The sequence below is a fragment of the Escherichia sp. WS1451 genome (assembly GCF_046487365.1).
Lineage (GTDB): Bacteria > Pseudomonadota > Gammaproteobacteria > Enterobacterales > Enterobacteriaceae > Escherichia > Escherichia coli.
Genome location: NZ_JBJQJP010000028.1, coordinates 1 through 25,544 on the forward strand (window position 1 = coordinate 1; position 25,544 = coordinate 25,544).

Below are 25,544 nucleotides of genomic sequence, written 5' to 3' on the forward strand. Positions count from 1 at the left end.
ACGGCACATCGCTATTAATATTTTGACGAATGATAAGGTATTCAAGGCAGGGTTAAGACGTAAGATGCGAAAAGCAGCCATGGACAGAAACTATCTGGCGTCAGTCCTTGCTGGGAGCGGGCTTTCGTAATCTTGCCCTGGTTGACGGGCCAGATCATAACTCAAGACATTTGGATTATCACCCTAAAGGCTATGGCGGAAGGAAGACATGGGGTGGTGGTTCGGGTTGTAGGTGATTTGCGAGGATACAATGAATAGCTATAAATCTATAGATGAGTTGATAACAAGTCTTTCTCTTTTGGACCAGGGAGAATGGATTTATGTAAATTTAAGTTCATGGGGGAGTGACCCGGAAAATACTAATTTTTATTACATTCCATGGGACTACATTCAAGATTTAAATGATGATGAAATATATCTTGATGAAGAAGATATGGAAATGCCCCTTGTTGTTAAAGAATTAAATTTGAGAGGATGGATGCTAGTCAGTTCATTGACTTATATAGTTAAAAATAAGTCAAGTGGTGGGCATGATAATAAATGGTTTATTGACGAAATAAATTATTATCGAGAATACGATACATTTAGAACATAGTCCTAATATTGGGAGGAATTTTCCTCCCAATTTTTGGGCTCACCTTTCGTTTAATCTACTAAACAAGCACATCTTTAATCCCCTTAACCACCTGTTTAACCTGATAAAGCTCCCTGCGAAGTTCCTGTACTTCGTTGTTATCCGCAAGCAGGATCAGGCAGCCTTCCGAGATCTTGGCGGTAACGCCCGTGCCGATCTCAAATCCCGCTTCTCTCAGCCATTTGGCGCTGATTTTGATCACCGGCGTGGTGCTACGGTTGGGCAGATAACCCACGGTACAGTTGCGCTGTGTTTAGGAAATAATATTTTTGTATTTAACCTGCTGATTAGATAGTAAAATAAACTTCGTGCAGATAGCTTATCTTTATCAGGGTGTGGCGGTAGCGTATGGACTATGACGTGATGGTTTTAGTGATGTATATACGAAACTGACAGTACGATCCGGACTTCGATTAGATTGCGTAATTTGACCCGATAGGATTAAACGGTGGGCTGAACCTCTATGCTTATGTGCCAAATCCGTTAAGCTGGATCGATCCGCTTGGGTTATTTTGTGGTACGGCTAAAAATGCAAAATGGAATAAAGCACGACAAAATGTTGATGGGCCGGGCCTAAGAGATCACTTTGAAAAACATGGCTCACAAGTCGGCGCAAATTCAGTAAAAGAATATGATATTAGTGCAAGAACCACGATACAAAATGGCAGGAAATTTACTTATAGAGATAGGTATACGAATAAACCTAGAGTAGGCTATTATGATCCTGAAACAGGTTTGTTTACTGCAACAAGTCAGATAGGGAAAACACCAGTGATCTTAACTCACTTCCCTGAATCGTGGGAAAATCTAAGGCGTTTGCCTGGATTTTCTGTTACTAACGGGAGGTACTGATAATGATTCCTGAACAGAAAATTAAGGCAATAATTGCTAAAGGATATAGATATCCGCATGATATCGAACGTTTGGCTGGAAATATTTATGCTTTATTATGTGCCGGGAAATTAAAAAACAGAGCTATTGTTCAGGAGTTTATATCGAGTATCAATAGCTCTAAATTTCCTAATATTTTGGGGATTACATTTAATTACTTAATTCAGATATCGAATGATGAAAGTAATTTATTGTATGAAGAATATGAAAAGATAGGTCATCTATTTGACTCAATTAATATATTGATAGAGTTAGGTGTTCCTCAAGAAGATGGGATATTAAAAAAATCTGATGCTGTAATTCTTGATGTTTTAAAAAGGAAAAAAGGGAAAGTATTAATTTCAAGTTTTAATTCTGGTAAAGCATGGTGGTTAAGAATCTCTAAAAAATACTTAAATAAATAGAATATATGTTTTACACATTATAATGTGTGGGCCGGGTAGACATTAAATCTCCCGGCTTTTTTATTATTTAACTCTCGTTCAGCACACTAAACATCCCGTCACGCATCCCCTTAACAGCCTGTTTAACCTGATACAGTTCCCTGCGCAGTTCCTGTACTTCGTTGTTATCCGCAAGCAGGATCAGGCAACCTTCCGAGATCTTCACGGTAACGCCAGTGCCGATCTCAAATCCCGCTTCTCTCAGCCATTTGGCGCTGATTTTGATCACCGGCGTGTCGCTGCGGTTGGGCAGATAACCCACGGTACAGCGGCGCTGTGTTTTGGAAATGATGACTTCTGGCGTAATATTGTGTTCAGCCATGATTAACTACCTTGATGAGTTGCTTGCGGGGAGCGCGCTTTCGTAATCTTGCCCTGCTAGCGGATTAACTTCACAAACATCATTTACCAACGTCTACACTTACTCCTGTAAACCGTTCAGGAGCAGTAATGAATCAGCAACGATTTGATGACAGCACTCTAATCCGTATCTTCGCGCTTCATGAGTTACATCGACTGAAAGAACATGGCTTAACGCGCGGGGCGTTTCTCGATTATCACAGCCGCTATAAACTCGTCTTTCTGGCCCATTCCCAGCCCGAGTACCGCAAACTTGGCCCGTTTGTGGCTGATATTCACCAGTGGCAAAATCTGGATGACTATTACAACCAGTACCGCCAACGCGTAATTGTTTTGCTTTCTCACCCTGCCAACCGGCGTGATCATACTAACGTTTTGATGCACGTTCAGGGTTATTTTCGCCCTCATATTGATTCCACAGAACGCCAGCAGCTGGCTGCGCTTATCGACAGTTATCGCGGTGGCGAGCAACCACTTCTTGCGCCGCTGATGCGTATCAAACACTATATGGCGCTTTATCCTGACGCCTGGCTTTCAGGGCAGCGTTATTTCGAACTTTGGCCGCGTGTGATTAACTTGCGCCATTCAGGAGTTTTATGACTACCCATCTGGTCTGGTTTCGCCAGGATTTACGTCAGCATGATAATCTCGCGCTGGCTGCCGCCTGCCGCAATTCGTCTGCGCGCGTGCTGGCGTTGTATATCGCTACACCACGCCAGTGGGCGGCGCATAACATGTCGCCGCGTCAGGCTGAACTTATCAATGCTCAACTGAATGGGCTACAAATCGCGCTGGCGGAAAAAGGCATTCCTTTGCTGTTTCATGAAGTGGATGACTTTGCCGCCAGCGTCGAAATAGTTAAACAGGTGTGCGCGGAAAATCGTGTTACCCATCTGTTTTATAACTATCAGTATGAGGTGAATGAGCGGGCGCGGGATGTGCAGGCTGAGAGGGCGCTGCGTAACGTGGTGTGTGAAGGATTTGACGACGGCGTGATCCTGCCGCCGGGGGCGGTGATGACTGGCAATCATGAGATGTACAAAGTCTTTACGCCATTTAAAAACGCCTGGCTTAAACGGCTGCGAGAAGGGATGTCGGAGTGCGTCGCTGCGCCAAAAGTACGTAGTAGCGGATCGATAGATCCCGCGCCATCCATTACGCTGAATTATCCTCGTCAGCCTTTCGATACTGCGCATTTCCCGGTGGAAGAGAAAGCGGCGATTGCGCAATTACGCCAGTTTTGCCAGAACGGTGCCGGAGAGTATGAGCAACAGCGAGATTTCCCTGCGGTAGAAGGCACCAGCCGTTTGTCCGCCAGCCTGGCAACGGGCGGGTTATCGCCTCGCCAGTGTTTGCATCGCCTGTTGGCGGAACAGCCGCAGGCGCTGGACGGTGGGGCCGGTAGTATCTGGCTTAATGAGCTGATCTGGCGCGAGTTTTACCGTCATCTGATAACGTATTACCCCTCGCTGTGTAAACATCGTCCGTTTATTGTCTGGACCGACCGCGTGCAGTGGCAGAGCAATTCCGCGCATTTAAAGGCCTGGCAGGAAGGCAAAACGGGATACCCGATTGTTGATGCTGCCATGCGTCAGCTTAACAGCACTGGCTGGATGCATAACCGGCTACGGATGATTACAGCCAGTTTTCTGGTGAAAGATTTGTTGATCGACTGGCGCGAAGGCGAGCGATATTTCATGTCGCAGCTGATTGATGGTGATTTGGCAGCTAATAACGGTGGCTGGCAGTGGGCCGCTTCTACGGGTACTGATGCAGCGCCGTATTTTCGTATTTTCAACCCGACAACCCAGGGCGAGAAATTTGACCGCGAAGGCGAGTTTATCCGCCAGTGGCTACCGGAACTGCGCGATGTACCAGGGAAAGTGGTGCATGAGCCGTGGAAGTGGGCAGATAAATCAGGTGTGACGCTGGATTATCCGCAACCGATAGTCGATCACAAAGAGGCAAGGCTGCGAACGCTGGCAGCGTACGAAGAAGCGAGGAAAGGAGCCTGATAAAACGCAGCGAGCGTTTTATCAGGCATGGTGCTGGCTTATTAAGACTCCAGCGCCAGCGCGCGGTTTCTGAACTTAAGCGCCTGATACAGCCAAATCATCAGCACCAGTCCTACACACGCCAGTGCGCCCCAGGTAATTTGATCAAATACTTCAATATATGCATTGATGGAGTAGTTGATCGCTCCGGAAGCATCAAACGAAGCCTGCGATGTCTGATCGGCAATCACGCCCGCCAGATAGTTCGCAATCGCGCCGGAAAGCAGCATATAAATGCCGGTTAATACGCCGGTCACGCCGGGGATTTCAATGCGCGTAATCTGCGACATAGCAACCGGGTCGATAAACAGTTCCGCAAACCCCATCACCGCCAGGCCTAACACCATCAGTGGCAGAGAAGAGTGACCATACATTGCGGACCAGCGGGCGCTTAAGGTCAGAATGCAGAATCCGGCGCTCATCAGGCCGAGACCAAGAGCAAATTTCCCCCAGATGCGCACGGTACGATTACCTGCGACGCTCTCTTTAACCACCCACGCCAGGAACACACCGCACAGCATAACTGCGAAGGCATTAATCGACTGGAACATAGCAGTCGGAACGGTATAACCAAACATATCGCGGTTAACGAAGCGGTCGATATAAAGGCTAATCGAGCTACCCCCCTGTTGTGCGAAGGCCCAGAACAACATGCTGAAGAAGGTGAGGGTAACAATCAGCCCCAGCTCCTTACGCTGTTTCTGGTTTTCTGCTTTGCGATAAATTTTTGCCAATACACCCAGGCCAATAATAGTCGCGACAATCAAGGCGTATACCGACCACTCTTTCCAGAACAGTACGGTAATCAGCGCAGGCGTTGCCACCAGCAGAACCAGCAGCCATCCCCAGTTGGGTAGGAGAAAGTTTGTCGCACGCAGTACTTTTTTGTTAACGCCGCGGGTATGAGAGAAATGACGATTGCCACATAAGAAAATGACCAGACCCGCGATCATGCCAACCGCCGCCAGGCCAAAGCCCATCGCCCAACTGTACTCTTCCTGGGCGTAGCCACAGGCGATAGGTGCGATAATAGACCCCACGTTACCCGCCGCATACATCAGCGAGAAACCGCCATCACGACGCGGATCGGTTGGCTCATACAGCTCGCCGAGCAGGCAACTGACGTTGGATTTAAACAGACCATAGCCACAAACGATAATCGCCAGGGACAGATAGAGGAATGACGGATGGATCTCACTGGCACCCAGCACCACATGACCGATCGCCATCAACAACGCCCCCAGCATCACCGCCATGCGATTGCCGAGAACTTTATCCGCCAAAAAGCCACCGAGGATTGGCGTGACATATACCAGCGAACAGTAGGCGCTAAATAACTCGTAGGCGTGATTATCGCTATATTTTAGTTGATTGGTGAGATAGAGGATCAGCAGGGCACGCATGCCGTAAAAGCTAAAATATTCCCAGATTTGCAGCGCAACGACATAGTAAATAGCGCGCGGTTGTGATGCGTGTTTATTCATAATAATTCCACAATTGACTGCAACGTCACGTAATAGTTGCGCGGCGTGCTTGTGTTTCCTTAAAGTTAAAACTTTGATACAGATCTGATTATTTATGCAATATGCTGTCTGATTGCATAAATATACATTAGCTGAAGCGTGATGATATAAACAATTTGCGTCTTTTGGCGTCGGGTTTGTTTCTTAATATGTCAAAAGATTGGCTATCGACGAACAGGCGAGGTAACGCTATGTTAACGGTGTAGCTATCAGAATACGGAAGGCGCGAAGATGAAAAACACCGAACTGGAACAACTGATTAACGAAAAACTGAACAGCGCGGCGATTAGTGATTACGCGCCGAATGGTTTGCAGGTGGAAGGCAAAGAGACGGTGCAAAAAATTGTTACCGGTGTCACCGCCAGCCAGGCTTTGCTCGATGAAGCGGTGCGTCTGGGCGCGGATGCGGTCATTGTGCATCATGGCTACTTCTGGAAAGGTGAATCTCCGGTCATTCGCGGAATGAAGCGTAACCGTTTAAAAACGTTGCTGGCGAATGATATCAACCTGTATGGCTGGCATCTGCCCCTGGACGCGCATCCGGAGCTGGGTAATAACGCACAACTGGCGGCGTTACTGGGGATCACGGTCATGGGCGAAATTGAGCCGTTGGTGCCGTGGGGCGAACTGACCATGCCTGTGCCGGGACTGGAACTGGCCTCCTGGATTGAAGCGCGTCTGGGACGTAAGCCGTTATGGTGTGGCGATACCGGACCTGAGGTGGTCCAGCGCGTCGCCTGGTGCACGGGGGGCGGGCAAAGTTTTATCGATAGCGCCGCGCGTTTTGGCGTGGATGCTTTTATTACTGGCGAAGTTTCTGAACAGACCATTCATTCAGCCCGCGAGCAGGGATTGCATTTTTATGCTGCGGGTCACCATGCCACTGAACGTGGTGGTATTCGCGCGTTGAGCGAGTGGCTGAATGAAAATACCGATCTTGATGTGACCTTTATTGATATTCCTAATCCTGCATAACGAATAATCAGAGGGATCGAAAGTGCAACGAGCGCGTTGTTATCTGATAGGTGAAACGGCGGTAGTGCTGGAGCTGGAACCGCCGGTGACGCTGGCTAGCCAGAAACGGATCTGGCGACTGGCGCAGCGTCTGGTGGATATGCCAAATGTGGTTGAAGCGATACCGGGGATGAACAATATCACGGTGATTTTACGTAATCCTGAGTCGCTGGCGCTGGATGCCATAGAGCGTTTGCAACGCTGGTGGGAGGAGAGTGAGGCGCTGGAGCCGGAGTCTCGCTTTATTGAAATTCCGGTGATTTACGGTGGCGCAGGCGGACCGGATTTGGCGGTGGTCGCGGCGCATTGTGGGTTGAGCGAAAAACAGGTTGTTGAATTGCACTCCTCCGTGGACTACGTGGTCTGGTTTTTAGGTTTTCAACCGGGCTTCCCGTATCTCGGGAGTTTGCCGGAACAACTACACACGCCACGGCGCGCTGAACCGCGCTTGCTTGTTCCGGCAGGTTCTGTCGGGATCGGCGGGCCGCAGACTGGTATTTATCCGCTGGCAACGCCGGGTGGCTGGCAGTTGATTGGTCATACCTCACTCAGCCTGTTTGATCCGGCGCGTGACGAACCCATCTTATTACGTCCGGGAGACAGCGTGCGCTTTGTACCGCAGAAGGAGGGAGTATGCTGAAGATTATTCGTGCGGGCATGTATACCACTGTGCAGGATGGCGGTCGTCACGGTTTTCGCCAGTCGGGTATCAGCCACTGCGGCGCACTGGATATGCCCGCGTTACGCATTGCTAACCTACTGGTGGGTAATGACGCCAATGCCCCCGCGCTGGAGATCACGCTCGGTCAGTTAACGGTTGAGTTCGAAACTGATGGGTGGTTTGCTCTGACGGGGGCCGGTTGCGAAGCGCGGCTGGATGATAACGCCGTCTGGACCGGCTGGCGATTGCCGATGAAAGCAGGCCAGCGTTTAACGCTTAAACGCCCGCAGCACGGGATGCGCAGTTATCTGGCGGTCGCGGGTGGTATTGATGTTCCGGCGGTAATGGGGTCATGCAGTACCGATCTCAAAGTGGGGATTGGCGGGCTGGAAGGCCGTTTACTGAAGGATGGTGACCGACTCCCGATTGGCAAAGCGAAGCGTGATTTTATGGAAGCGCAGGGCGTTAAACAGCTGCTGTGGGGCAACCGCATTCGCGCCTTGCCGGGGCCGGAATATCATGAGTTCGATCGCGCCTCGCAGGATGCATTCTGGCGTTCGCCCTGGCAGCTTAGCTCGCAAAGTAACCGGATGGGCTATCGCTTACAGGGACAAATTTTAAAACGCACCACCGATCGCGAACTGTTATCTCACGGTTTGTTACCAGGTGTGGTGCAGGTGCCGCATAACGGGCAGCCCATTGTGTTGATGAACGATGCGCAAACCACCGGTGGTTACCCGCGTATTGCCTGTATCATTGAGGCTGATATGTACCATCTGGCGCAAATTCCGCTCGGTCAGCCGATTCATTTTGTCCAGTGTTCACTGGAAGAGGCACTGAAAGCACGGCAAGATCAGCAACGTTATTTCGAACAATTAGCGTGGCGGCTGCACAATGAAAATTGACCTGAACGCCGATCTGGGCGAAGGTTGTGTCAGCGACGCAGAGCTATTAACGCTGGTTTCCTCTGCCAATATTGCCTGTGGATTTCATGCTGGCGATGCGCAAATCATGCACGCTTGCGTGCGTGAAGCAATAAAAAATGGTGTCGCGATTGGCGCTCATCCGAGTTTTCCCGACAGGGAAAATTTTGGTCGCAGCGCTATGCAGCTGCCGCCAGAAACCGTTTACGCCCAGACGCTGTATCAAATTGGCGCGCTGGCAGCGATTGCCCGTGCGCAAGGCGGCGTAATGCGTCATGTCAAACCGCACGGCATGTTATACAACCAGGCGGCGAAAGAGGCACAACTGGCAGACGCCATCGCCAGAGCGGTATATGCTTGCGATCCGGCATTGATTCTCGTCGGGCTGGCGGGAAGCGAGCTGATTCGTGCAGGCGAACGGTATGGCCTGGTAACGCGCGAGGAAGTGTTTGCCGATCGCGGTTATCAGGCAGACGGTTCGCTGGTGCCGCGAAGCCAGCCAGGCGCGTTGATTGAAAACGAAGAACAGGCGCTGGCGCAAACGTTGGAGATGGTGCAACACGGCAGAGTCAAAAGTATCACCGGCGAATGGGCAACGGTCACGGCGCAAACGGTCTGCCTGCATGGCGATGGCGAGCACGCACTGGCGTTCGCCCGCCGATTACGAGCTACATTTGCTGAAAAGGGGATTGTTGTCGCAGCATAACCCCGCTTAATAAAGAATGAAAAAAGGATATCACCATGCCTGAAGGCCCGGAGATCCGCCGTGCAGCGGATAACCTGGAGGCGGCGATCAAAGGCAAACCACTAACTGATGTCTGGTTTGCCTTCCCGCAGTTAAAATCTTATCAATCACAACTTATCGGTCAACACGTTACCCATGTGGAAACGCGTGGCAAGGCGTTGTTAACTCATTTTTCCAACGAATTAACGCTCTACAGCCATAATCAGCTTTACGGCGTCTGGCGCGTGGTTGATACCGGCGAAGAGCCGCAGACCACGCGAGTATTGCGGGTAAAACTGCAAACGGTTGACAAAACCATTCTGCTTTATAGCGCCTCGGATATTGAGATGTTGACCCCGGAACAACTGACCACGCATCCGTTTTTACAACGCGTTGGCCCCGATGTGCTGGATCCGAAACTGACGCCGGAGGTGGCGAAAGAACGGTTATTGTCGCCGCGCTTTCGTAACCGTCAGTTTGCTGGATTACTACTCGATCAGGCGTTTCTGGCTGGGCTTGGCAATTATTTGCGGGTGGAGATCCTCTGGCAGGTTGGGTTGACTGGAAATCATAAAGCGAAAGATCTCAATGCGGCGCAACTGGATGCACTCGCACACGCGTTACTGGAGATTCCTCGACTTTCTTACGCTACGCGGGGGCAGGTGGATGAGAATAAACATCATGGGGCACTGTTTCGCTTTAAGGTTTTTCATCGTGATGGCGAACCGTGCGAACGCTGTGGCGGCATCATTGAGAAAACCACGCTGTCATCTCGCCCGTTTTACTGGTGCCCTGGCTGCCAGCATTAGGCAGAACGCTTCGGCGCATAGGTTGAAATAAACCGCGCAATGGCAGGTCCCGTCAGCAAAATACTGAACAGGCGCAGGGTTTGCATCGCCATGATGAGCGCCATATCGGCATTGCTCCCTGCGGCGATGACCGCCACGGTATCAAGCCCGCCGGGGCTGGTGGCGAGGTAGGCGGTCATAAAATCAATATGCATAAACCGGGTCAGCCCCCACGCCATACCCGCACAAATAGCCAGCAGAGCAAAAATCGACAGCAGGATTTGTGGCAGTGGGCGCAATGCCCGCAGTAATATTTGCTTATCGAAACCAAGACCAATCCGCCAGCCAATTGCCATATATGCCATCGCCAGCAGCCATTCCGGGAGTTCAATCGTGATGAGCTGACCAGACTGGAGCACTGCGCCCGCCAGCATCGGGATGAGCATCGTGCCGGAAGGAAGACGTAGCAAGCATCCCGCCGTACCGGCAACGACCGCGAGCAAAATCGTAAGCAGGAGATTAATGCTCACTGGCGGGAACCAGACGATCTGCTGGTTAACCGCTTCAGCGTTATCGCCCAGCATCATGCGGGTGACCAGAACAGCGGCCCCCGCGACGAACAGCACGCGCAGATATTGCATAAACGCCACCAGGCGAATATCTGCGCCGTAATCTTGCGCCATAGCGACCATTGCCGCCGCGCCGCCAGGAGAAGAACCCCAGGCACCGGTATTTCCAGGCAATGAGCTATAGCGCACCAATAACCAACCCACGATGGCGCTGGAAAGCAGCGTCACCAGTAAAATAGCTAACACAATCGGCCAGTTCACCGCTAGCGTGGTCAGGATCGAACCGGTCAGGTTTTGCGCAATCATACAGCCAAGAATGGCCTGGGCGGCGAGAAAAGCGGAGCGGGGGAGTTGTAAAGTAATTCCGCGCATACTAAAGATGATCCCGGCGATCATCGGTCCAAGTAATAGCGCCGCCGGGAGATGTACCGCGAGGAAACCAATAGAAAGGAGAAGTGAGAGCACACATAACATTCCCCACTGCAAAACTGGCATCCTTCGTTCCCTCATTATTTTTTCTTTGGTGTATCGATACAGCATAAAGAAAGCCGGGCCAGGAAAAAATAACAGCAATCAAGGAAAAGGGGGAAAATCAGCAATTTTCTGAAAGAGATGCCCTTTCGGTTGCAAAGGGCATCATGGGAATTAGTTATAGTTAATCTTAAAAAGTACCACTGTATCGAAGGGACCCGCCGCGATGAGAGTGCCAGGTGTGGACGATAATTCAGCCGTATAGGTTTTTTCGTAGATCAGCATATCACTGGTGAAATCGGCGTATTCAGCATATTTATTGAATGTATAAGGCGAGGCGTTTTCATCCAGCAAACGTAGCTTCAGACTATTACCAATCAACAATGCTTTATCTTCTTCAACCAACGTTTCTTCGGTATAAAAGGAGGAACTGACTTTAAATCCGTCGGTGCATTGGTCATTTTGTGATTTTGTCGTGTTAATACTGAATGTTTTCGACATTGTGTGGCGGCGAATATCCAGCAGATTAAATTTACCAAAATCAATCACCTGTGTTTCCGGTGAAATATTTTTTCACCTTATTAATGGGTATTTGCATCTGGTTTAATTTTTACAATTTTTTATGTTCAGCCATATAAAAAGAACCCGCTCTATTAAAGGCGGGTCCGGAAAGTGAACGGCTTAGCAATCAACCATTAACGCTTGATATCGCTTTTAAAGTCGCGTTTTTCATATCCTGTATACAGCTGACGCGGACGGGCAATTTTCATACCGTCACTGTGCATTTCGCTCCAGTGGGCGATCCAGCCAACGGTACGCGCCATCGCGAAGATCACGGTGAACATAGAAGACGGAATACCCATCGCTTTCAGGATGATACCAGAGTAGAAATCGACGTTCGGGTAGAGTTTCTTCTCGATAAAGTACGGGTCGTTCAGCGCGATGTTTTCCAGCTCCATAGCCACTTCCAGCAGGTCATCTTTGGTACCCAGCTCTTTCAGCACTTCATGGCAGGTTTCACGCATTACGGTGGCGCGCGGGTCGTAATTTTTGTACACGCGGTGCCCGAAGCCCATCAGGCGGAAAGAGTCATTTTTGTCTTTCGCACGACGAACAAATTCCGGAATGTGTTTAACGGAGCTGATTTCTTCCAGCATTTTCAGCGCCGCTTCGTTAGCACCACCGTGCGCAGGTCCCCACAGTGAAGCAATACCTGCTGCGATACAGGCAAACGGGTTCGCCCCCGAAGAGCCAGCGGTACGCACGGTGGAGGTAGAGGCGTTCTGTTCATGGTCAGCGTGCAGGATCAGAATACGGTCCATAGCACGTTCCAGAATCGGATTAACTTCATACGGTTCGCACGGCGTGGAGAACATCATATTCAGGAAGTTACCGGCATAGGAGAGATCGTTGCGCGGGTAAACGAATGGCTGACCAATGGAATACTTGTAACACATCGCGGCCATGGTCGGCATTTTCGACAGCAGGCGGAACGCGGCAATTTCACGATGACGAGGATTGTTAACATCCAGCGAGTCGTGATAGAACGCCGCCAGCGCGCCGGTAATACCACACATGACTGCCATTGGATGCGAGTCGCGACGGAAAGCATGGAACAGACGGGTAATCTGCTCGTGGATCATGGTATGACGGGTCACCGTAGTTTTAAATTCGTCATACTGTTCCTGAGTTGGTTTTTCACCATTCAGCAGGATGTAACAAACTTCCAGGTAGTTAGAATCGGTCGCCAGCTGATCGATCGGGAAACCGCGGTGCAGCAAAATACCTTCATCACCATCAATAAAAGTAATTTTAGATTCGCAGGATGCGGTTGAAGTGAAGCCTGGGTCAAAGGTGAACACACCTTTTGAACCGAGAGTACGGATATCAATAACATCTTGACCCAGCGTGCCTTTCAGCACATCCAGTTCAACAGCTGTGTCCCCGTTGAGGGTGAGTTTTGCTTTTGTATCAGCCATTTAAGGTCTCCTTAGCGCCTTATTGCGTAAGACTGCCGGAACTTAAATTTGCCTTCGCACATCAACCTGGCTTTACCCGTTTGTTATTTGGCTCGCCGCTCTGTGAAAGAGGGGAAAACCTGGGTACAGAGCTCTGGGCGCTTGCAGGTAAAGGATCCATTGATGACGAATAAATGGCGAATCAAGTACTTAGCAATCCGAATTATTAAACTTGTCTACCACTAATAACTGTCCCGAATGAATTGGTCAATACTTCCACACTGTTACATAAGTTAATCTTAGGTGAAATACCGACTTCATAACTTTTACGCATTATATGCTTTTCCTGGTAATGTTTGTAACAACTTTGTTGAGTGATTGTCAAATTAGATGATTAAAAATTAAATAAATGTTGTTATCGTGACCTGGATCACTGTTCAGGATAAAACCCGACAAACTATATGTAGGTTAATTGTAATGATTTTGTGAACAGCCTATACTGCCGCCAGGTCTCCGGAACACCCTGCAATCCCGAGCCACCCAGCGTTGTAACGTGTCGTTTTCGCATCTGGAAGCAGTGTTTTGCATGACGCGCAGTTATAGAAAGGACGCTGTCTGACCCGCAAGCAGACCGGAGGAAGGAAATCCCGACGTCTCCAGGTAACAGAAAGTTAACCTCTGTGCCCGTAGTCCCCAGGGAATAATAAGAACAGCATGTGGGCGTTATTCATGATAAGAAATGTGAAAAAACAAAGACCTGTTAATCTGGACCTACAGACCATCCGGTTCCCCATCACGGCGATAGCGTCCATTCTCCATCGCGTTTCCGGTGTGATCACCTTTGTTGCAGTGGGCATCCTGCTGTGGCTTCTGGGTACCAGCCTCTCTTCCCCTGAAGGTTTCGAGCAAGCTTCTGCGATTATGGGCAGCTTCTTCGTCAAATTTATCATGTGGGGCATCCTTACCGCTCTGGCGTATCACGTCGTCGTAGGTATTCGCCACATGATGATGGATTTTGGCTATCTGGAAGAAACATTCGAAGCGGGTAAACGCTCCGCCAAAATCTCCTTTGTTATTACTGTCGTGCTTTCACTTCTCGCAGGAGTCCTCGTATGGTAAGCAACGCCTCCGCATTAGGACGCAATGGCGTACATGATTTCATCCTCGTTCGCGCTACCGCTATCGTCCTGACGCTCTACATCATTTATATGGTCGGTTTTTTCGCTACCAGTGGCGAGCTGACATATGAAGTCTGGATTGGTTTCTTCGCCTCTGCGTTCACCAAAGTGTTCACCCTGCTGGCGCTGTTTTCTATCTTGATCCATGCCTGGATCGGCATGTGGCAGGTGTTGACCGACTACGTTAAACCGCTGGCCTTGCGCCTGATGCTGCAACTGGTGATTGTCGTTGCTCTGGTGGTTTACGTGATTTATGGATTCGTTGTGGTGTGGGGTGTGTGATGAAATTGCCAGTCAGAGAATTTGATGCAGTTGTGATTGGTGCCGGTGGCGCAGGTATGCGCGCGGCGCTGCAAATTTCCCAGAGTGGCCAGACCTGTGCGCTGCTCTCTAAAGTCTTCCCGACCCGTTCCCATACCGTTTCTGCGCAAGGTGGTATTACCGTTGCGCTGGGTAATACCCATGAAGATAACTGGGAATGGCATATGTACGACACCGTAAAAGGGTCGGACTATATCGGTGACCAGGACGCGATTGAATATATGTGTAAAACCGGGCCGGAAGCGATTCTGGAACTGGAACATATGGGCCTGCCGTTCTCGCGTCTTGATGATGGTCGTATCTATCAACGTCCGTTTGGCGGTCAGTCGAAAAACTTCGGCGGCGAGCAGGCGGCACGTACTGCGGCGGCAGCTGACCGTACCGGTCACGCACTGTTGCACACGCTTTATCAGCAGAACCTGAAAAACCACACCACCATTTTCTCCGAGTGGTATGCGCTGGATCTGGTGAAAAACCAGGATGGCGCAGTGGTCGGTTGTACCGCACTGTGCATCGAAACTGGTGAAGTGGTTTACTTTAAAGCTCGCGCGACAGTGCTGGCGACTGGCGGGGCAGGGCGTATTTATCAGTCCACCACCAACGCCCACATTAACACTGGCGACGGTGTCGGCATGGCTATCCGTGCAGGCGTACCGGTACAGGATATGGAAATGTGGCAGTTCCACCCGACCGGTATTGCCGGTGCGGGCGTACTGGTCACCGAAGGTTGCCGTGGTGAAGGCGGTTATCTGCTGAACAAACATGGCGAACGCTTTATGGAGCGTTATGCGCCGAACGCCAAAGACCTGGCGGGCCGTGATGTGGTGGCGCGTTCCATCATGATCGAAATCCGTGAAGGTCGCGGCTGTGATGGTCCGTGGGGGCCACACGCGAAACTGAAACTCGATCACCTGGGTAAAGAAGTTCTCGAATCCCGTCTGCCGGGTATCCTGGAACTCTCCCGTACCTTCGCTCACGTTGATCCGGTGAAAGAGCCGATTCCGGTTATCCCAACCTGTCACTACATGATGGGCGGTATTCCGACCAAAGTGACCGGTCAGGCGCTGACGGTGAATGAGAAAGGCGAAGATGTGGTGGTTCCGGGGCTGTTTGCCGTTGGTGAAATCGCTTGTGTATCGGTACACGGCGCTAACCGTCTGGGCGGTAACTCGCTGCTGGACCTGGTGGTCTTTGGTCGCGCAGCGGGTCTGCATCTGCAAGAGTCTATCGCCGAGCAGGGCGCACTGCGCGATGCCAGCGAGTCTGATGTAGAAGCGTCTCTGGATCGCCTGAACCGCTGGAACAACAACCGTAACGGTGAAGATCCGGTGGCGATCCGTAAAGCACTGCAAGAATGTATGCAGCATAACTTCTCGGTCTTCCGTGAAGGTGATGCGATGGCGAAAGGTCTTGAGCAGTTGAAAGTTATCCGCGAGCGCCTGAAAAATGCCCGTCTGGATGACACTTCCAGCGAGTTCAACACCCAGCGCGTTGAGTGCCTGGAACTTGATAACCTGATGGAAACGGCGTATGCAACGGCTGTTTCTGCCAACTTCCGTACCGAAAGCCGTGGCGCGCATAGCCGCTTCGACTTCCCGGATCGTGATGATGAAAACTGGCTGTGCCACTCCCTGTATCTGCCAGAGTCGGAATCCATGACGCGCCGAAGCGTCAACATGGAACCGAAACTGCGCCCGGCATTCCCGCCGAAGATTCGTACTTACTAATGCGGAGACAGGAAAATGAGACTCGAGTTTTCAATTTATCGCTATAACCCGGATGTTGATGATGCTCCGCGTATGCAGGATTACACCCTGGAAGCGGAAGAAGGTCGTGACATGATGCTGCTGGATGCGCTTATCCAGCTGAAAGAGAAAGATCCCAGCCTGTCGTTCCGCCGCTCCTGCCGCGAAGGTGTGTGCGGTTCCGACGGTCTGAACATGAACGGCAAGAATGGTCTGGCCTGTATTACCCCGATTTCGGCACTCAACCAGCCGGGCAAGAAGATTGTGATTCGCCCGCTGCCAGGTTTACCGGTGATCCGCGATTTGGTGGTAGACATGGGACAATTCTATGCGCAATATGAGAAAATTAAGCCTTACCTGTTGAATAATGGACAAAATCCGCCAGCTCGCGAGCATTTACAGATGCCAGAGCAGCGCGAAAAACTCGACGGGTTGTATGAATGTATTCTCTGCGCATGTTGTTCAACCTCTTGTCCGTCTTTCTGGTGGAATCCCGATAAGTTTATCGGCCCGGCAGGCTTGTTAGCGGCATATCGTTTCCTGATCGATAGCCGTGATACCGAGACTGACAGCCGCCTCGACGGTTTGAGCGATGCATTCAGTGTATTCCGCTGTCACAGCATCATGAACTGCGTCAGTGTATGTCCGAAGGGGCTGAACCCGACGCGCGCCATCGGCCATATCAAGTCGATGTTGTTGCAACGTAATGCGTAATTAAATGTTGATGCCGGGGAAATCCCCCGGCTATTCAGGAAATCTTTAAAAACTGCCCCTGACACTAAGACAGTTTTTAAAGGTTCCTTCGCGAGCCACTACGTAGACAAGAGCTCGCAAGTGAACCCCGGCACGCACATCACTGTGCGTGGTAGTATCCACGGCGAAGTAAGCATAAAAAAGATGCTTAAGGGATCACGATGCAGAACAGCGCTTTGAAAGCCTGGTTGGACTCTTCTTACCTCTCTGGCGCAAACCAGAGCTGGATAGAACAGCTCTATGAAGACTTCTTAACCGATCCTGACTCGGTTGACGCTAACTGGCGTTCGACGTTCCAGCAGTTACCTGGTACGGGAGTCAAACCGGATCAATTCCACTCTCAAACGCGTGAATATTTCCGCCGCCTGGCGAAAGACGCTTCACGTTACTCTTCAACGATCTCCGACCCTGACACCAATGTGAAGCAGGTTAAAGTCCTGCAGCTCATTAACGCATACCGCTTCCGTGGTCACCAGCATGCGAATCTCGATCCGCTGGGACTGTGGCAGCAAGATAAAGTGGCCGATCTGGATCCGTCTTTCCACGATCTGACCGAAGCAGACTTCCAGGAGACCTTCAACGTCGGTTCATTTGCCAGCGGCAAAGAAACCATGAAACTCGGCGAGCTGCTGGAAGCCCTCAAGCAAACCTACTGCGGCCCGATTGGTGCCGAGTATATGCACATCACCAGCACCGAAGAAAAACGCTGGATCCAACAGCGTATCGAGTCTGGTCGCGCGACTTTCAATAGCGAAGAGAAAAAACGCTTCTTAAGCGAACTGACCGCCGCTGAAGGCCTTGAACGTTACCTCGGCGCAAAATTCCCTGGCGCAAAACGCTTCTCGCTGGAAGGCGGTGACGCGTTAATCCCGATGCTTAAAGAGATGATCCGCCACGCTGGCAACAGCGGCACCCGCGAAGTGGTTCTCGGGATGGCGCACCGTGGTCGTCTGAACGTGCTGGTGAACGTGCTGGGTAAAAAACCGCAAGACTTGTTCGACGAGTTTGCCGGTAAACATAAAGAACACCTCGGCACGGGCGACGTGAAATACCACATGGGCTTCTCGTCTGACTTCCAGACCGATGGCGGCCTGGTGCACCTGGCGCTGGCGTTTAACCCGTCTCACCTTGAGATTGTCAGCCCGGTAGTTATCGGTTCTGTTCGTGCCCGTCTGGACAGACTCGATGAGCCGAGCAGCAACAAAGTGCTGCCAATCACCATCCACGGTGACGCCGCAGTGACCGGGCAGGGCGTGGTTCAGGAAACCCTGAACATGTCGAAAGCGCGTGGTTATGAAGTTGGCGGTACGGTACGTATCGTTATCAACAACCAGGTTGGCTTCACCACCTCTAATCCGCTGGATGCTCGTTCTACACCGTACTGTACTGATATCGGTAAGATGGTTCAGGCACCGATTTTCCACGTAAACGCGGATGATCCGGAAGCCGTTGCTTTTGTGACCCGTCTGGCGCTCGATTTCCGTAACACCTTTAAACGTGATGTCTTCATCGACCTGGTGTGCTACCGCCGTCACGGCCACAACGAAGCCGACGAGCCGAGCGCAACCCAGCCGCTGATGTATCAGAAAATCAAAAAACATCCGACGCCGCGCAAAATCTATGCTGACAAGCTGGAGCAGGAAAAAGTCGCGACGCTGGAAGATGCCACCGAGATGGTTAACCTGTACCGCGATGCGCTGGATGCTGGCGATTGCGTTGTAGCAGAGTGGCGTCCGATGAACATGCACTCTTTCACCTGGTCGCCGTACCTCAACCACGAATGGGACGAAGAGTACCCGAACAAAGTTGAGATGAAGCGCCTGCAGGAACTGGCTAAACGCATCAGCACGGTGCCGGAAGCAGTTGAAATGCAGTCTCGCGTTGCCAAGATTTATGGCGATCGCCAGGCGATGGCTGCTGGTGAGAAACTGTTCGACTGGGGCGGCGCGGAAAACCTCGCTTACGCCACGCTGGTTGATGAAGGCATTCCGGTTCGCCTGTCGGGTGAAGACTCCGGTCGCGGTACCTTCTTCCACCGCCACGCGGTGATCCACAACCAGTCTAACGGTTCCACTTACACGCCGCTGCAACACATCCATAACGGCCAGGGCGCGTTCCGTGTCTGGGACTCCGTACTGTCTGAAGAAGCCGTGCTGGCGTTTGAATACGGTTATGCCACCGCAGAACCACGCACTCTGACTATCTGGGAAGCGCAATTCGGTGACTTCGCCAACGGTGCTCAGGTGGTTATCGACCAGTTCATCTCCTCTGGCGAGCAGAAATGGGGCCGGATGTGTGGTCTGGTGATGTTGCTGCCGCACGGTTACGAAGGGCAGGGACCGGAGCACTCCTCCGCGCGTCTGGAACGTTATCTGCAACTTTGCGCTGAGCAAAACATGCAGGTGTGCGTACCGTCTACCCCGGCACAGGTTTACCACATGCTGCGTCGTCAGGCGCTGCGCGGGATGCGTCGTCCGCTGGTCGTGATGTCGCCGAAATCCCTGCTGCGTCATCCGCTGGCGGTTTCCAGCCTCGAAGAACTGGCGAACGGCACCTTCCTGCCAGCCATCGGTGAAATCGACGAGCTTGATCCGAAGGGCGTGAAGCGCGTAGTGATGTGTTCTGGTAAGGTTTATTACGACCTGCTGGAACAGCGTCGTAAGAACAATCAACACGATGTCGCCATTGTGCGTATCGAGCAACTCTACCCGTTCCCGCATAAAGCGATGCAGGAAGTGTTGCAGCAGTTTGCTCACGTCAAGGATTTTGTCTGGTGCCAGGAAGAGCCGCTCAATCAGGGCGCATGGTACTGCAGCCAGCATCATTTCCGTGAAGTGATTCCGTTTGGGGCTTCTCTGCGTTATGCAGGCCGCCCGGCCTCCGCCTCTCCGGCGGTAGGGTATATGTCCGTTCACCAGAAACAGCAACAAGATCTGGTTAATGACGCGCTGAACGTCGAATAAATAAAGGATACACAATGAGTAGCGTAGATATTCTGGTCCCTGACCTGCCTGAATCCGTAGCCGATGCCACCGTCGCAACCTGGCATAAAAAACCCGGCGACGCAGTCGTACGTGATGAAGTGCTGGTAGAAATCGAAACTGACAAAGTGGTACTGGAAGTACCGGCATCAGCAGACGGCATTCTGGATGCGGTTCTGGAAGATGAAGGTACAACGGTAACGTCTCGTCAGATCCTTGGTCGCCTGCGTGAAGGCAACAGCGCGGGTAAAGAAACCAGCGCCAAATCTGAAGAGAAAGCGTCCACTCCGGCGCAACGCCAGCAGGCGTCTCTGGAAGAGCAAAACAACGATGCGTTAAGCCCGGCGATCCGTCGCCTGCTGGCTGAACATAACCTCGACGCCAGCGCCATTAAAGGCACCGGTGTGGGTGGTCGTCTGACCCGTGAAGATGTGGAAAAACATCTGGCGAAAGCCCCGGCGAAAGAGTCTGCACCGGCAGCGGCTGCTCCGGCGGCGCAACCGGCTCTGGCTGCACGTAGCGAAAAACGTGTCCCGATGACTCGCCTGCGTAAGCGTGTGGCAGAGCGTCTGCTGGAAGCGAAAAACTCCACCGCCATGCTGACCACGTTCAACGAAGTCAACATGAAGCCGATTATGGATCTGCGTAAGCAGTACGGTGAAGCGTTTGAAAAACGCCACGGCATCCGTCTGGGCTTTATGTCCTTCTACGTGAAAGCGGTGGTTGAAGCCCTGAAACGTTACCCGGAAGTGAATGCGTCTATCGACGGTGATGATGTGGTCTACCACAACTATTTCGACGTCAGTATGGCGGTTTCTACGCCGCGCGGCCTGGTGACGCCGGTTCTGCGTGATGTGGATACCCTCGGCATGGCAGACATCGAGAAGAAAATTAAAGAGCTGGCAGTTAAAGGCCGTGACGGCAAGCTGACGGTTGAAGATCTGACCGGTGGTAACTTCACCATCACCAACGGTGGTGTGTTCGGTTCCCTGATGTCTACGCCGATCATCAACCCGCCGCAGAGCGCAATTCTGGGTATGCACGCTATCAAAGATCGTCCGATGGCGGTGAATGGTCAGGTTGAGATCCTGCCGATGATGTACCTGGCGCTGTCCTACGATCACCGTCTGATCGATGGTCGCGAATCCGTGGGCTTCCTGGTAACGATCAAAGAGTTGCTGGAAGATCCGACGCGTCTGCTGCTGGACGTGTAGTAGTTTAAGTTTCACCTGCACTGTAGACCGACGTGGATAGGGTGTCGGTCTACGGTTTAAAAGATAACGATTACTGAAGGATGGACAGAACACATGAACTTACATGAATATCAGGCAAAACAACTTTTTGCCCGCTATGGCTTACCAGCACCGGTGGGTTATGCCTGTACTACTCCGCGCGAAGCAGAAGAAGCCGCTTCAAAAATCGGTGCCGGTCCGTGGGTAGTGAAATGTCAGGTTCACGCTGGTGGCCGCGGTAAAGCGGGCGGTGTGAAAGTGGTAAACAGCAAAGAAGACATCCGTGCTTTTGCAGAAAACTGGCTGGGCAAGCGTCTGGTAACGTATCAAACAGATGCCAATGGCCAACCGGTTAACCAGATTCTGGTTGAAGCAGCGACCGATATCGCTAAAGAGCTGTATCTCGGTGCCGTTGTAGACCGTAGTTCACGTCGCGTGGTCTTTATGGCCTCCACCGAAGGCGGCGTGGAAATCGAAAAAGTGGCGGAAGAAACTCCGCACCTGATCCACAAAGTTGCGCTTGATCCGCTGACTGGCCCGATGCCGTATCAGGGACGCGAGCTGGCGTTCAAACTGGGTCTGGAAGGTAAACTGGTTCAGCAGTTCACCAAAATCTTCATGGGCCTGGCGACCATTTTCCTGGAGCGCGACCTTGCTCTTATCGAAATTAACCCGCTGGTTATTACCAAACAGGGCGATCTGATCTGCCTCGACGGCAAACTGGGTGCTGACGGCAACGCACTGTTCCGCCAGCCTGATCTGCGCGAAATGCGTGACCAGTCGCAGGAAGATCCGCGTGAAGCACAGGCTGCACAGTGGGAACTGAACTACGTTGCGCTGGACGGTAACATCGGTTGTATGGTTAACGGCGCAGGCCTGGCGATGGGCACCATGGACATCGTTAAACTGCACGGCGGCGAACCGGCTAACTTCCTGGACGTTGGCGGCGGCGCAACCAAAGAGCGCGTAACCGAAGCGTTCAAAATCATCCTCTCTGACGACAAAGTGAAAGCCGTTCTGGTTAACATCTTCGGCGGTATCGTTCGTTGCGACCTGATCGCTGACGGTATCATCGGCGCGGTAGCGGAAGTGGGTGTTAACGTACCGGTCGTGGTACGTCTGGAAGGTAACAACGCCGAACTCGGCGCGAAGAAACTGGCTGACAGCGGCCTGAATATTATTGCAGCAAAAGGTCTGACGGATGCAGCTCAGCAGGTTGTTGCCGCAGTGGAGGGGAAATAATGTCCATTTTAATTGATAAAAACACCAAGGTTATCTGCCAGGGCTTTACCGGTAGCCAGGGGACTTTCCACTCAGAACAGGCTATTGCATACGGCACTAAAATGGTTGGCGGCGTAACCCCAGGTAAAGGCGGCACCACCCACCTCGGCCTGCCGGTGTTCAACACCGTGCGTGAAGCTGTTGCTGCTACTGGCGCTACCGCTTCTGTTATCTACGTACCAGCACCGTTCTGCAAAGACTCCATTCTGGAAGCTATTGATGCAGGCATCAAACTGATTATCACCATCACTGAAGGCATCCCGACGCTGGATATGCTGACCGTGAAGGTGAAACTGGATGAAGCGGGCGTTCGCATGATCGGCCCGAACTGCCCGGGCGTTATCACTCCGGGTGAATGCAAAATCGGTATCCAGCCTGGTCACATTCACAAACCGGGTAAAGTGGGTATCGTTTCCCGTTCCGGTACACTGACCTATGAAGCGGTTAAACAGACCACGGATTACGGTTTCGGTCAGTCGACCTGTGTTGGTATCGGCGGCGACCCGATCCCTGGCTCTAACTTTATCGACATCCTCGAAATGTTCGAAAAAGATCCGCAGACCGAAGCGATCGTGATGATCGGTGAGATCGGCGGTAGCGCTGAAGAAGAAGCGGCTGCGTACATCAAAGAGCACGTTACCAAGCCTGTTGTGGGTTACATCGCTGGTGTGACTGCGCCGAAAGGCAAACGTATGGGCCACGCGGGTGCCATCATTGCCGGTGGGAAAGGGACTGCGGATGAGAAATTTGCTGCTCTGGAAGCCGCAGGCGTGAAAACCGTTCGCAGCCTGGCGGATATCGGTGAAGCACTGAAAACTGTTCTGAAATAAATATCTGTAATAAGAAATAGCCCTCGCCGCTTCCCTCTACAGGAATGGCGAAGGGCTGTCGGTTTCGACATGGTTGGCCATCATATGATGGCCTTTTTTATGCCTTAAACGTTAACCACGGTCGGAATCTGACTGCAGGCTTGACTGCATGACCACAGCCACTGTGGATTGCCGCGACCGACCGCAAGCCACGAATAAGAACGACGGCGAATTTCGAATCGTTACCTGATGCACTGGCTTCCCAGCGTTTGACCGTAGCGTTAAGTAAATCAACAAAAGCGATGTTCACCGCTTATCGTCAAGTCGTGCCATTTGTCAGTCAGGATCGGGTCTTTACCCCGGATATTGAAGCATCGCAAAAATTCTTAGAGGGATATGCTATAAATCAAAAATAAAATCTATGTTGATTGTTTATCATAATATCCACAGATATGATAAATGATATCAATTTAATAATTTTCACTTAATGTAATTCCTGATAATTCGAAAGGTGCTGTGCTTTTCGGATTATTATTATCTGATTAAGATAATTGTCACGCCAGGCTTACTGGGTTATAAATGTTAATCATGATTCTTATAAATTATTTATTGCTGCTTTGGTTACCATTACTTCGTAATAAGTAATGTATTTTTGATGGTTTAAACTATTTTTAAGGGACGGCATTATGCGAGGAAAAATACCTAAAACGGAACTGCTGGTGACTTTTGAGGTCGTCGCACGTCATGAAAGTTATACCAGAGCGGCAGAGGAGTTAGCGTTAACCCAAAGTGCAGTATTCAGACAAGTAAGTGCGCTGGAGGAATTTTTACATACTCCGTTATTTTCACACTCTAAAAAACGCATTTTTCTTAATGATGCAGGGAAGTATTACCTGGGGATAGTAAAAGAAACATTAAATAAGCTGGAACGCGATACCAATACCATTATGACCTGGCAGCCTACGGTTCAGGTTATTGAACTTGCCGTTAATCCTACTTTTAGTACCCACTGGTTAATCCCAAATTTACATGAATTCACAAAGTTACATCCCGATATTATTGTTAATATTCATTCTTTAGCTAATAACGGCGATTTTCTTAATCGGGAGTACGATGCTGTCATTATGCGCGAAAATTTTTGCGCGCCCTGGGCGGAAGTAGAGTATCTCTTTGAAGAGGAGATTTTGCCGGTATGCAGCGGCAGTTTGCTTGCAATGTCCGATCAAAAACTGTCAGTGGCAGAACTGCTTACTGAGTTACCACTTCTGCATCAAAGCACCCGTATTACTGGCTGGGAAGAGTGGTTTGCTTTATCTGGCGTTAGCAGTCCGCTGGTCAATAACGGACCACGTTTCGATTTGCTTTCAATGCTGATTGCCGCCGTGCGCTCTAATCTCGGCGTGGCGCTGTTACCACGGTTCGCTATTCAACATGATTTGGATAGTGGCGATATGGTGATTCCCTGTGATGTGCCTATTCGTACCGGTAATCGTTTTATTATGACGTGGCAGGAAGAGAAGTCTGACTCACCGCACTTGCAGCAATTTCGTGAATGGTTGCTGGCGAAATCGGTCGTACCGCAGGAGATGTAAAACCTGCGCCTGGCGGGATGCCAGGCGCAGTTATTACCAGTCGATACCCGGCTGGGCCTGAATGCCGTTATCAAAAGCATGTTTGACGGGGCGGATTTCGCTTACCGTATCCGCCATTTTTAATATCTGACTGTGGCAACCGCGTCCGGTGACAATGACACTTTGTTGTGCCGGGCGGTTTTGCAGAGAAGCGATCACTTCTTCGGTGTCCAGATAATGGTAAGCCAGCATATAGGTCAGCTCATCAAGCACCACTAAGTCGTAACGCTTGTCAGCCAGCATCCGTTTGCTTTCCGACCAGACCTCTTTCGCCGCGTCGATATCCGCTTGCCGGTTCTGTGTCTCCCAGGTAAAACCGGTTCCCATAATATGAAACTCAACCCCCAGCGGCTGGAGAAGGTTGTATTCGCCGTTGTCCCATTGCCCCTTGATGTACTGCGCAACCCCCACCGTTTTGCCATGACCCACCGCGCGCGTCACAGTACCAAACGCGGCAGTGGATTTCCCTTTGCCGTTGCCGGTGAAAACAATCAAGATCCCTTTTTTCTCTATCGCCGCCGCGACGCGCGTATCGACCTGTTCCTTCAATTTCTGCTGGCGCTGCACATGCCGTTCAGTTGAAATTCGCGCTTCCATTCA

24 protein-coding genes and 4 pseudogenes are annotated in these 25,544 nt (G+C 51.1%); 20 read left to right on the top strand and 8 right to left on the bottom strand.

Translation table 11 applies throughout. The features are described from left to right. Window positions 1-130, top strand: a pseudogene (locus tag ACJHX7_RS23115) (ISAs1 family transposase); the annotation flags it as partial. 120 nt (window positions 131-250) lie between these two features. After that, window positions 251-595, top strand: a complete 345-nt coding sequence (locus ACJHX7_RS23120; protein WP_032170937.1) for a hypothetical protein — start codon at window positions 251-253, stop codon at window positions 593-595. A 39-nt stretch (window positions 596-634) separates the two neighbouring features. Here the strand turns inward: ACJHX7_RS23120 and ACJHX7_RS23125 are convergent. Next, window positions 635-869: pseudogene (locus ACJHX7_RS23125) on the bottom strand (SymE family type I addiction module toxin). Window positions 870-1,063: 194 nt separating this feature from the next. Here ACJHX7_RS23125 and ACJHX7_RS23130 point away from each other — a divergent pair. Further along, window positions 1,064-1,154, top strand: a pseudogene (locus ACJHX7_RS23130) (RHS repeat-associated core domain-containing protein); the annotation flags it as partial. A 334-nt stretch (window positions 1,155-1,488) separates the two neighbouring features. After that, window positions 1,489-1,929: a hypothetical protein gene (locus tag ACJHX7_RS23135; protein ID WP_094030443.1), complete on the top strand. Its 441-nt coding sequence runs from the start codon at window positions 1,489-1,491 to the stop codon at window positions 1,927-1,929. A gap of 67 nt (window positions 1,930-1,996) precedes the next feature. On the opposite strand, the gene ACJHX7_RS23140 is transcribed toward ACJHX7_RS23135, so the two are convergent. Then, a complete protein-coding gene (locus ACJHX7_RS23140; RefSeq protein ID WP_074397838.1) occupies window positions 1,997-2,290 on the bottom strand; it encodes a SymE family type I addiction module toxin in 294 nt (97 codons plus the stop codon). 128 nt (window positions 2,291-2,418) lie between these two features. Between ACJHX7_RS23140 and ACJHX7_RS23145 the strand changes: the two genes are divergently transcribed. Further along, window positions 2,419-2,928 carry a YbgA family protein gene (locus tag ACJHX7_RS23145; RefSeq protein WP_032170942.1) on the top strand — a complete coding sequence of 170 codons (510 nt, stop codon included), beginning with the start codon at window positions 2,419-2,421 and terminating at the stop codon, window positions 2,926-2,928. Then, the gene (gene phrB / locus ACJHX7_RS23150) at window positions 2,925-4,343 is read left to right on the top strand and encodes a deoxyribodipyrimidine photo-lyase (protein WP_094030444.1); all 1,419 of its coding nucleotides are present in this window, start codon (window positions 2,925-2,927) and stop codon (window positions 4,341-4,343) included. The genes ACJHX7_RS23145 and phrB overlap by 4 nt, the downstream gene beginning before the upstream one ends. Window positions 4,344-4,384: 41 nt before the next feature. On the opposite strand, the gene dtpD is transcribed toward phrB, so the two are convergent. Next, entirely contained in the window at window positions 4,385-5,866 is a 1,482-nt protein-coding gene (dtpD, locus tag ACJHX7_RS23155) for a dipeptide permease DtpD (protein ID WP_001032725.1), read from the bottom strand. 270 nt (window positions 5,867-6,136) lie between these two features. On the opposite strand from dtpD, the gene ybgI reads away from it, so the two are divergent. Genes ybgI through nei form a run of 5 tightly spaced genes read left to right on the top strand, consistent with a single transcriptional unit; the run spans window position 6,137 to window position 10,036 of the window. After that, entirely contained in the window at window positions 6,137-6,880 is a 744-nt protein-coding gene (gene ybgI / locus ACJHX7_RS23160) for a radiation resistance protein YbgI (protein ID WP_000798871.1), read from the top strand. A 22-nt stretch (window positions 6,881-6,902) separates the two neighbouring features. Beyond that, window positions 6,903-7,559 (top strand): 5-oxoprolinase subunit PxpB, encoded by a 657-nt coding sequence (gene pxpB / locus ACJHX7_RS23165; protein ID WP_032170945.1) that lies wholly within the window; start codon window positions 6,903-6,905, stop codon window positions 7,557-7,559. Beyond that, on the top strand, window positions 7,553-8,485 hold the full coding sequence (gene pxpC, locus ACJHX7_RS23170; protein WP_077516967.1) for a 5-oxoprolinase subunit PxpC: 933 nt from the start codon (window positions 7,553-7,555) through the stop codon (window positions 8,483-8,485). The genes pxpB and pxpC overlap by 7 nt, the downstream gene beginning before the upstream one ends. After that, the gene (gene pxpA / locus ACJHX7_RS23175; RefSeq protein WP_077516969.1) at window positions 8,475-9,209 is read left to right on the top strand and encodes a 5-oxoprolinase subunit PxpA; all 735 of its coding nucleotides are present in this window, start codon (window positions 8,475-8,477) and stop codon (window positions 9,207-9,209) included. Before pxpC ends, pxpA begins: the two co-directional genes overlap by 11 nt. 35 nt (window positions 9,210-9,244) lie before the next feature. After that, complete coding sequence (nei, locus tag ACJHX7_RS23180; RefSeq protein ID WP_077516971.1) at window positions 9,245-10,036, top strand: endonuclease VIII; 792 nt, start codon at window positions 9,245-9,247, stop codon at window positions 10,034-10,036. On the opposite strand, the gene ACJHX7_RS23185 is transcribed toward nei, so the two are convergent. From ACJHX7_RS23185 to ACJHX7_RS23200, 4 genes and pseudogenes are all read right to left on the bottom strand, one after another. Further along, window positions 10,033-11,079 (bottom strand): AbrB family transcriptional regulator, encoded by a 1,047-nt coding sequence (locus ACJHX7_RS23185; RefSeq protein ID WP_001353355.1) that lies wholly within the window; start codon window positions 11,077-11,079, stop codon window positions 10,033-10,035. The two genes, nei and ACJHX7_RS23185, sit on opposite strands and share 4 nt — an antisense overlap. Before the next feature lie 150 nt (window positions 11,080-11,229). Beyond that, window positions 11,230-11,625: pseudogene (locus ACJHX7_RS23190) on the bottom strand (type 1 fimbrial protein); the annotation flags it as partial. 125 nt (window positions 11,626-11,750) lie between these two features. Further along, complete coding sequence (gltA, locus tag ACJHX7_RS23195) at window positions 11,751-13,034, bottom strand: citrate synthase (RefSeq protein ID WP_000785834.1); 1,284 nt, start codon at window positions 13,032-13,034, stop codon at window positions 11,751-11,753. Window positions 13,035-13,239: 205 nt separating this feature from the next. Continuing rightward, window positions 13,240-13,347: a hypothetical protein gene (locus ACJHX7_RS23200; protein WP_001305582.1), complete on the bottom strand. Its 108-nt coding sequence runs from the start codon at window positions 13,345-13,347 to the stop codon at window positions 13,240-13,242. A 380-nt stretch (window positions 13,348-13,727) separates the two neighbouring features. Between ACJHX7_RS23200 and sdhC the strand changes: the two genes are divergently transcribed. From sdhC to ACJHX7_RS23245, 9 genes are all read left to right on the top strand, one after another. Further along, on the top strand, window positions 13,728-14,132 hold the full coding sequence (gene sdhC / locus ACJHX7_RS23205) for a succinate dehydrogenase cytochrome b556 subunit (protein WP_000263347.1): 405 nt from the start codon (window positions 13,728-13,730) through the stop codon (window positions 14,130-14,132). Beyond that, the gene (gene sdhD / locus ACJHX7_RS23210; RefSeq protein ID WP_000254365.1) at window positions 14,126-14,473 is read left to right on the top strand and encodes a succinate dehydrogenase membrane anchor subunit; all 348 of its coding nucleotides are present in this window, start codon (window positions 14,126-14,128) and stop codon (window positions 14,471-14,473) included. Before sdhC ends, sdhD begins: the two co-directional genes overlap by 7 nt. After that, window positions 14,473-16,239, top strand: coding sequence for a succinate dehydrogenase flavoprotein subunit (gene sdhA, locus ACJHX7_RS23215; RefSeq protein WP_000775540.1), 1,767 nt, complete (start codon window positions 14,473-14,475; stop codon window positions 16,237-16,239). Before sdhD ends, sdhA begins: the two co-directional genes overlap by 1 nt. Before the next feature lie 15 nt (window positions 16,240-16,254). Beyond that, window positions 16,255-16,971, top strand: coding sequence for a succinate dehydrogenase iron-sulfur subunit SdhB (gene sdhB / locus ACJHX7_RS23220; protein ID WP_001235263.1), 717 nt, complete (start codon window positions 16,255-16,257; stop codon window positions 16,969-16,971). Window positions 16,972-17,171: 200 nt separating this feature from the next. Continuing rightward, window positions 17,172-19,973: a 2-oxoglutarate dehydrogenase E1 component gene (sucA, locus tag ACJHX7_RS23225; RefSeq protein WP_001181473.1), complete on the top strand. Its 2,802-nt coding sequence runs from the start codon at window positions 17,172-17,174 to the stop codon at window positions 19,971-19,973. A 14-nt stretch (window positions 19,974-19,987) separates the two neighbouring features. Beyond that, entirely contained in the window at window positions 19,988-21,205 is a 1,218-nt protein-coding gene (gene odhB / locus ACJHX7_RS23230) for a 2-oxoglutarate dehydrogenase complex dihydrolipoyllysine-residue succinyltransferase (RefSeq protein WP_000099823.1), read from the top strand. Between the two features lie 93 nt (window positions 21,206-21,298). Continuing rightward, complete coding sequence (gene sucC, locus ACJHX7_RS23235) at window positions 21,299-22,465, top strand: ADP-forming succinate--CoA ligase subunit beta (RefSeq protein WP_001048602.1); 1,167 nt, start codon at window positions 21,299-21,301, stop codon at window positions 22,463-22,465. Continuing rightward, window positions 22,465-23,334 carry a succinate--CoA ligase subunit alpha gene (gene sucD / locus ACJHX7_RS23240; protein ID WP_000025458.1) on the top strand — a complete coding sequence of 290 codons (870 nt, stop codon included), beginning with the start codon at window positions 22,465-22,467 and terminating at the stop codon, window positions 23,332-23,334. The genes sucC and sucD overlap by 1 nt, the downstream gene beginning before the upstream one ends. A gap of 665 nt (window positions 23,335-23,999) precedes the next feature. Continuing rightward, on the top strand, window positions 24,000-24,905 hold the full coding sequence (locus ACJHX7_RS23245; protein ID WP_001214260.1) for a LysR substrate-binding domain-containing protein: 906 nt from the start codon (window positions 24,000-24,002) through the stop codon (window positions 24,903-24,905). 33 nt (window positions 24,906-24,938) lie between these two features. On the opposite strand, the gene cobO is transcribed toward ACJHX7_RS23245, so the two are convergent. Continuing rightward, window positions 24,939-25,541: a cob(I)yrinic acid a,c-diamide adenosyltransferase gene (gene cobO / locus ACJHX7_RS23250; RefSeq protein WP_000388207.1), complete on the bottom strand. Its 603-nt coding sequence runs from the start codon at window positions 25,539-25,541 to the stop codon at window positions 24,939-24,941. Window positions 25,542-25,544: the final 3 nt, after the last annotated feature.